The sequence below is a fragment of the Streptomyces sp. NPDC057302 genome, assembly GCF_042667685.1.
In the GTDB taxonomy this organism is placed as follows: Bacteria; Actinomycetota; Actinomycetes; order Streptomycetales; family Streptomycetaceae; genus Streptomyces.
Genome location: NZ_JBHUZJ010000052.1, coordinates 58,431 through 65,824, shown reverse-complemented (window position 1 = coordinate 65,824; position 7,394 = coordinate 58,431). Strand labels below are relative to the sequence as shown.

Annotated in this window: 8 protein-coding genes; 6 read left to right on the top strand and 2 right to left on the bottom strand. The window is 70.1% G+C overall.

Going from position 1 to position 7,394, the window contains the following annotated elements:
* The first annotated feature begins 193 nt into the window (after positions 1-193).
* The 6 genes from ACFUPX_RS29570 (at position 194) to ACFUPX_RS29545 (ending at position 4,414) form a co-directional block, all read left to right on the top strand.
* Positions 194-679, top strand: a complete 486-nt coding sequence (locus tag ACFUPX_RS29570; RefSeq protein WP_383329258.1) for a MarR family winged helix-turn-helix transcriptional regulator — start codon at positions 194-196, stop codon at positions 677-679.
* A gap of 190 nt (positions 680-869) precedes the next feature.
* A complete protein-coding gene (locus ACFUPX_RS29565; RefSeq protein WP_383329255.1) occupies positions 870-1,880 on the top strand; it encodes an AvrD family protein in 1,011 nt (336 codons plus the stop codon).
* A gap of 322 nt (positions 1,881-2,202) precedes the next feature.
* A complete protein-coding gene (locus ACFUPX_RS29560) occupies positions 2,203-2,643 on the top strand; it encodes a hypothetical protein (protein WP_383329252.1) in 441 nt (146 codons plus the stop codon).
* 4 nt (positions 2,644-2,647) lie between these two features.
* Positions 2,648-2,866 carry a hypothetical protein gene (locus ACFUPX_RS29555; RefSeq protein ID WP_383329249.1) on the top strand — a complete coding sequence of 73 codons (219 nt, stop codon included), beginning with the start codon at positions 2,648-2,650 and terminating at the stop codon, positions 2,864-2,866.
* Positions 2,866-3,570 carry a 3-oxoacyl-ACP reductase FabG gene (gene fabG, locus ACFUPX_RS29550; RefSeq protein ID WP_383329246.1) on the top strand — a complete coding sequence of 235 codons (705 nt, stop codon included), beginning with the start codon at positions 2,866-2,868 and terminating at the stop codon, positions 3,568-3,570. The genes ACFUPX_RS29555 and fabG overlap by 1 nt, the downstream gene beginning before the upstream one ends.
* A 58-nt stretch (positions 3,571-3,628) precedes the next feature.
* Positions 3,629-4,414 (top strand): AAA family ATPase, encoded by a 786-nt coding sequence (locus ACFUPX_RS29545; protein ID WP_383329243.1) that lies wholly within the window; start codon positions 3,629-3,631, stop codon positions 4,412-4,414.
* Between the two features lie 108 nt (positions 4,415-4,522).
* Here ACFUPX_RS29545 and ACFUPX_RS29540 read toward each other — a convergent pair whose 3' ends face one another.
* Complete coding sequence (locus ACFUPX_RS29540; protein WP_383329240.1) at positions 4,523-4,840, bottom strand: acyl carrier protein; 318 nt, start codon at positions 4,838-4,840, stop codon at positions 4,523-4,525.
* A gap of 32 nt (positions 4,841-4,872) precedes the next feature.
* A complete protein-coding gene (locus ACFUPX_RS29535) occupies positions 4,873-7,296 on the bottom strand; it encodes a type I polyketide synthase (protein WP_383329237.1) in 2,424 nt (807 codons plus the stop codon).
* Positions 7,297-7,394 lie beyond the last annotated feature (98 nt).

The following is a 7,394-nucleotide window of genomic DNA, read 5'->3' as shown; positions in this document are numbered from 1 at the left end:
GCACCGGGCGGGGCACCCCGCCCCTATGGTGGGGCCCCACGTGGGGTTCACACGGGCCTTGGAGGCCGGTGTCACCGCCAGTACCCTTGACGTGATCGACGATCGGCGCAGGGGACGTTCGGCACTGCCGAAGAACGGCATCCCCAGATCCGGTCGCTCACCGAGATCTCAGCTGTAAAGGGGAACGGCCCGGATGACACAGGCGACGCCCACCCCGGCGCAACCCGCCGGGCTCGACTTCCCCCTCGTCCGCAGGACCGGCTATCTGCTGAACAAGGCCGGGTCGATCCTGATGGAGGACGCGGAGCGCGTGCTCATGGCGCAGGGCATGCGCCTGCGCTACTTCTACGTCCTGGCAGCACTGGACGGCGATCTGAGCCTGTCCCAGCAGGATCTGAGCAGACTGCTCCATCTCGACCCGACGACCATGGTGGCTCTGATCGACGAGATGGAGCAGGCCGGCCATGTGGAGCGGCGACGCAACCCGTCGGACCGCAGGCGCTACATCCTGAGCCTGACCGGCGACGGCCGCGAGGCACTGGAGCGCGCCGGAAGCGCCGTCGACGCCGTGGAGCAGGACTTCCTCTCCGCCGTGCCCGAAAAGGACCGGGAGCGGCTGCGGGCGCTGCTCGGTGATCTGCTGGCCGACCGCTGGCCGCGCGTGATCGCCTGCGAGTGAGACCCGCCCCGATCCGGGAAATTCTTCCGTCCAAATGGAATTAATGAATCCCTTTTTGGGGCTTTCTTTATGTGGATCTGTGGAGGCCGTCACAGATTCCCTTTACTAATTGCTTTTCCGTTTCCTCGGCGGATAGTCTTTTTTCTGTCCGGGCCGCATGGTCCGCGACACGGGGGAAGGTAAACGGGGAATGAGCAACAAGGAATTATTATACGGATCTCTGGAAAGCTGCCTCGGACCTGGCAGCTCCCGCTTTTTCGGCAGCGGATACAAGCGCGTCATCCAGAGCCTCAAGGACATCACCACCGACGGTTCCGCGGAGCCGGGCGCGCTGGTCACCGCGCGCGGCACGCTCACGTATCCGAGTGACTGGTCCCGCAAGACGGGCGCCGGCGAACTGCGACCGCACCTGAGCAGCATCGACGCGCTGGTGCTCGCCGCGAACCTGGCGGAGACGCACATCGGCCGGGCCTTCGGGCTCGGTCCCGTCGAGCGGCGCAGGATCTGGCTGCGCCACGCCGACGTACGCGCCGGCAGCACGCCCCATGAGGATCTCGCGGGCTTTCCCGTGCGGGGCAGGCTCCTCGCCGTGGACGGTCCGACCGACGAACACGGCACCCTGGCCAGTACGTTCGACTGCCGGGTCGGGCGCCTCAAGGTGCGCTGCACACTCGTGCACGAACAGGGCGGCAAGGCGGGGGCGCCGGCCACGTACTCCGACGAGAAACAGGCGCTCGGACCGGCGCGGGCCCGCCACTACGGCGTGGGCTACAAGCAGCGCGAACAGCACGCCGAGCAGGTCCGCGTCGACCTCGACCGGCAGGAGATCCGAGGGCTGCAGCGTGTCGTCGCCACCGACGATGACGCGCCCACCTGCGGGGCGGAAGCGGCTTACGGGCCGTCGGTCTCCTTGGTCGACGCGCTGGTGGGCGTGGCCCAGCTGGCCCAGGTCCTGCTCTACGCACAGGACGGCCTTTCCCGCGGCAACAGCGACACGCTCTGGATGCGGCGCTTCGTGATCGGCGCGGGCACACCGGTGCGCCCCCTGGGGCGCACGTTCATCCCGACCGTGCGGACCGAGAGCTCCCGGCTCCTGTCCATGGGCGACGCCCGCTGGCGCACCGCGGAACTGGCGGTCGACGACTTCGCGGGAATCGACGGCCGTTGCTGGCTGGCGCACCGCCTGCCCGCCGCCGCCTGACTGCACGGCCGACTCCACCACCGGCGCATACCTATTCCATTTGCCGCTGAATTCCTCCCGTCCTTCATCGTGTTCCGGTGCGCCGGAATCATGAGGCGGGTGAATAGCGGTCCGGTGTGCCCGGACGCAAGAAACGAAAGAAACGAAAGAAACGCAACGGGGGAAAGAGATCATGCGCTTTACACCCACGCTCCGATTAGGGGACGTGCTCGTCGTACTCGAAGGACCGGCTCGCGTGCTCTGGGACGAGCCCGCTCCCGGTCCGGGAGCGCGACACTGGACACCGACGGGACTGTGGCCGGACGCAGCACAGCGTGCCGAGGTGCGCGAGCACCTGGACGGCGAACGGCCGCTGCTCGTCCTGCTCGACCAGGCCCGGAGCCGCGTACCCATGCTGCGCGAGGAGTGGCGGGCCGCGCCCTGCCGACTGCCGGGCGACCGGGTGGGCGCCGACTCCGCGGACCGCACGGACGACGAGGTGGTGGACGTCCGTCTGCCGTTCCTCGACTGGCTGCCCGAGGCACACAGGAAGCGCGCCCTGCGCTTCCTCGCGGAGAGCGACGCGGCCCTGTCCCGTACGCCGACGGCGTTCCTGCCGCCGCTGATGACCGAGGAACGGCGCGAGGGAGAGCCACCGAGCCCGCGCTTCGCCCGCAGGCTGCTGCCGAGCGCACTGACGGCGGACCGTCTGGCGGCCGCCGTGGAGCATCTGTTCGCCGATACGTCGCACAACTGCGCGGCAGCGACCGCCTCGGCGCGGTGATCCGGTGAACCAGCCAAGGCACACCGACAGCGGAGTGCTCGGCGTGCGGGTCACCGACCCGCACGCCGGCGCGGCGGTCGGATGCGACCCCTTCCCCAGCCTGGGGGAGATCGGCCTCCTGATCGTGGCGACGGCCGCACAGAACCTCACGCTCACCCGGCAGCGGACGGCCAAGGGCCGCGGCGGGCAGGCGAACGATGTCACCGACCCGAGGAGCCACTGATGGGACGATCGGTCATGGTCACCGGCGGCAACCGAGGTATCGGACTCGCCGTGGCGACCGCCCTGGCGGCCGACGGCGATCACGTGGCCGTCACCCACCGTGACGCCCCACCGCCCGACGGACTGCTCGGCGTACGCGCCGAGATGACGGACACCCAGAGCATCAACGCCGCATTCAAGGAAGCGGAAGCGGTGCACGGGCCGGTCGAAGTGCTCGTCGTCAATGCGGGCATCACCCGGGACACCTTGTTCCTGCGCATGGACGAGCAGGACTTCACGGACGTCGTCGACGTCAACCTGCACGGCGCCTTCCGTACGATGCGACGCGCCGTGCGCGGCATGGTGCGGGCGCGCTGGGGCCGGATCGTGCTGATCTCCTCCATGACCTACGCGTACGGAGCGCCGGGCCAGGTCAACTACGGGGCCGCCAAAGCCGGAATGCTCGGCATGGCCCGCTCCCTCGCCTGGGAACTGGGCCCTCGCAACATCACGGTCAACATCGTCGCACCAGGCCTGATCGACACGGACATGAGCCGGGAGATCACCGACAGCCGGCGCGAACACCTGCTGGCCATCACCCCGCTCGGCCGCGCCGGAGAGGTCGCCGACGTCGCGGCCGCCGTGCGTTTCCTCGCCGGTGATTCGGGCCGCTTCGTGACCGGAGCGGTCCTGCCGGTCAGCGGAGGTCTGGGCCTTGGCGGCTGACCACATCACCTCACGCCCGGCTGCGGCCGGGCCACCAACAAGGGGAAGAGAGCACTCCATGGGGGACACGAACACCCCGCAGCGCGGTCTGCACCTGGCGATCTCCGGAACGTACTCCAGCGGCAAGAGCACCACGACCGAGACACTGTCGATGGCGACGGGCATCCCCCGCACGCACGCGATGACGTCCCGGGAGATCCTCCTGGACCTCGTACCGGGCAAGCAGGTCCAGGAACTCACCGCGATGGAACTGACGATGCTGGGGTTACGCCGGCTCGAGGAGCGGATCCACAACGAGTCGGGCCAGGGGCCGTTCATCTCGGACGGCTCCGTGATCCACGAGTGGATCTACGGTGAGGCTCGCATGCGGGTTGGCATCAACCCAGGGGCGAACCTGCTCCTGCGAACGGTGAAGAACATCGCCGGGCTCCCGGTGAAGCGGTTCTACCGCCAGTACATGGACGCCTACGGAGCAGTCGCCAAGGCCCGTGCCAAGCGGATCTACGACGTCTACGTGCACCTGCCGGTCGAGTTCGAGATGAAGGCCGACGGCCACCGGCCCGTCTCCGAGCCGTTCCGGAAGATGTCGGACGACCTGTTGATCGAGACCCTGGAGGAGCTGGAGATCCCCTACCACGTGGTGGGCGGGACCGTCCGCGAACGCGTGGAGCGGATCGTCGAGATCTTCGACCTGCCGCTGGTGATGCCGCTCGACGAAGCGATCGAACGAGCCGGCACGAGGGTGCGCGAGGCCACCGAGGTCCTGGAGAAGGACGCCCGCTTCCACGAGGCCCAGCGGACCAAGTCCCTGCGGCGGCGCGTCTCGTACGCGGTGCGCTTCTGACCGCACCGGGGCTCCCGCACAGGGAATCTGGCGTCGGGTGGACCGTCCGGTGGGTGGCTTTCGCCGCCCACCGGATCGCCGAACACGAGAGTGCGGCGGCTGGGCCGGCTACGCGGTGGTGTGGGCGAGCTCCTGGCTGAGGTGATGGGCGAGCTGGGCGGGGGTGGGGTTCTCGACTATGGCGACCATCGCGATTTCCATGCCGGTCAGCCCCATGAGGGTCTTGGTGAGTTCGAGTGCGGTCAGGGAGTTGAGGCCGTTCTCGAGGAAGTTGCTGTCGTCGGCGAGCGCGGTGCTCAGGAGCGTGCCGGCCTGGGTGCGAATGGTGTCGGTGAGGAGCTGCTCGCGCTGCTCGGGGGTGGCAGCGGCGAGCTGCTGCTCCAGCTCGGTGCCGTCCTGGTCCGGGGTGTTGGCGGTGCTGGTCATGAACGCTCCTGTGTAAGTGGGTTGTCGGTGGGTCACTTGGTGGTGCCAGTGGTGTGGTCGTGCAGCCAGTAGCGGGTGGCCTGGAAGGGGTAGGTCGGGAGGTCGACGGTCCGGGGGCGGGGGGAGTGCTGGACGAGACGGGTCCAGTCGATGGTGGTGCCCGAGGTGTGGAGCCGGGCGAGGTCGGCCAGGAGGTCTTGCGCGGCGTCGGTGTCCGGCGCTGTCCCGGCCAGCTGGAAGAGCGTGTGGGTCTCGGTGGTGGAGGGGGCCGAGGGGGGCGAGGTGAGGTGGTGGTGCCAGTAGTCGGCGGTGGTGATGGGGGCGTCGTCCGGGGCGGTACTGGTCAGGGTGAGCGTGGGGGGATGGAACGTGAGCTGGTTCAGCACCGCCTCGTAGGTGTCAGGGGCGGGGGAATTCTCGGGGTCGGCGGTGGCATGGGCGACGGCCAGGCGGCACGCGTCGTCGAGGGTGAGGACCTGGGCCGCGTGGGCGGCGGCGATGTGGCCGACGCCGTCCCCGGTGAGGGTGTGGGGTCGGACCCCGGCTTCCACGAGCAGTCGGGCGAGCGCGACATGGAGCGCGAAGAGAAGGTGCTGTACGTGGGCGGGGTCGGGTGAGTCCAGGGGATCGGCCGGCAGGGGGTGAGCCAGATGCGAGCCGAGGAGGCCGCAGGCTTCGTCGAAGGCCGTGGCGAAGACGGGAAAGGTGGCGCAGAGATGGGCGCCGTGCGTGAGGGAGTCTGAGGGATGGCCGCCGAAGTGCCAGGCGATCCTCTTGGCGTTGCCGTCGAGGGTGCTCCGGGTCAGCTGGGGGTGATCGTCCCCGGCGGCCAGCGCGCGGGCGGCGGCGAGGAGTTCGGGGTGGCGCGAGCCGATGAGGACGGCGCGGTGGTCGAGGGGGGTTCGGGTGGCGGCCAGCGAGTGGGCGACCTCGGCGGGGGAGGGCGCGGGGTCGGCGGCGGCCAGGTGCGCGACGAGGGCTTCCGCCTGGGCCTGGAGGGCTTCGGGAGTACGGGCGGAGAGGGGCCAGGCCACGGGGTGGGCGGGTGCGGAGGCCGCTCCGGTCGGCGCGGCCGGTGAGCCGGTGGCCGCGGCGGGCATCGGAGGCTCTTCGAGGATGAGGTGGGCGTTGGTGCCGGAGGTGGCGAAGGCGGAGATGCCGATACGGCGCGGCTCGTCGCGGCGGGGCCAGTCGACCGCGTGGGTGAGCAGCTGGACCGCCCCCTTCTTCCAGGTGGCGAGCGGGGTGGGGCGGTCGATGTGGAGGGTGGGGGGCAGCGTGTCGTGCCGCAGGGCCTGGACCATCTTGATGAGTGCGGCGGTCCCGGCGGCGCCTTGGGTGTGTCCCGTGTTGGACTTGACGGAGCCGAGCCACAGGGGGCGGTCCGGGGAGCGGTGTGCGCCGTAGGTGGCGATGAGGGCCTGGGCCTCGATGGCGTCGCCGATGGGCGTGCCCGTCCCGTGGGCCTCGACGGCGTCGATCTGGTCCGGGGTCAGCTGGGCGTCGGCGAGGGCGGCGCGGATCACGTGCTGCTGGGAGGGGCCGTTGGGGGCGGCGAGGCCGTAGCCGCCGCCGTCCTGGTTGACCGCCGAACCGCGGATGACGGCGAGTACGGGATGGCCGTTGCGCCGGGCGTCGCCGAGGCGCTCGAGAAGGACGAGGCCGGCGCCTTCCGCGAGGCCCATGCCGTCCGCCGAGCCGGCGAACGACTTGCAACGGCCGTCGAGGGAGAGGGACTTCTGGTGCGAGAAGGCGAGGAAGGTGTGCGGGGTCGACATGATGGTGCCGCCGCCGGCGAGGGCGAGGTGGCATTCGCCGCGGCGCAGGGCCTGGCAGGCCAGGTGGATGGCAACCAGGGAGGAGGAACAGGCCGTGTCGACGCTGATGGCGGGGCCTTCGAGGCCGAGGGCGTAGGCGACACGGCCCGAGACGAGGCTGCCGGACGTGCCGCCGCCGAGGTAGGGCAGCAGCTCGTCGGGCGCGGTCTCCAGACGCGTCGCGTAGTCGTGCCCGGTGGCGCCCACGTAGACACCGGTCAGGGTGGAGCGCAGAGTGTGCGGGGCGATGTGGCCGCGCTCGACGGTCTCCCAGGCGAGGTGCAGCATGAGGCGCTGCAGGGGTTCGGTGGCCACGGCCTCGGTGGGGCCGATGTCGAAGAAGCCCGCGTCGAAGCCGGCCGCGTCGTCGACGAAGCCGCCGAGCTCCGCGTACGGCGGGTCCTCGGTGATCTCCCAGGCGCGGTCGTCGGGGAAGCCGGTGACGGCGTCGCGGCCTGCGGCCACCAGCTCCCACAGGTCTTCGGGGGTGCGCGTCTTGCCGGGCAGACGACAGGACATGGAGACGACGGCGATCGGCTCGTGCTGTGCGGCCTTGAGGTCGCGCAGCTGCTGCTGGGTCTGGTGCAGCTCCGCGGTCGTCCACTTGAGGTATTCGACGAGCTTCTCTTCGTTGGCCACGGGAATGGTCAGCCTTCCTGTCTCGCGCGTGAAGCCTCAAGTGTGGCGGGCAGGGGTGAGCCCCGCGCTGCCGTTGCCAGGGTTGCCGCGGCTGCTTA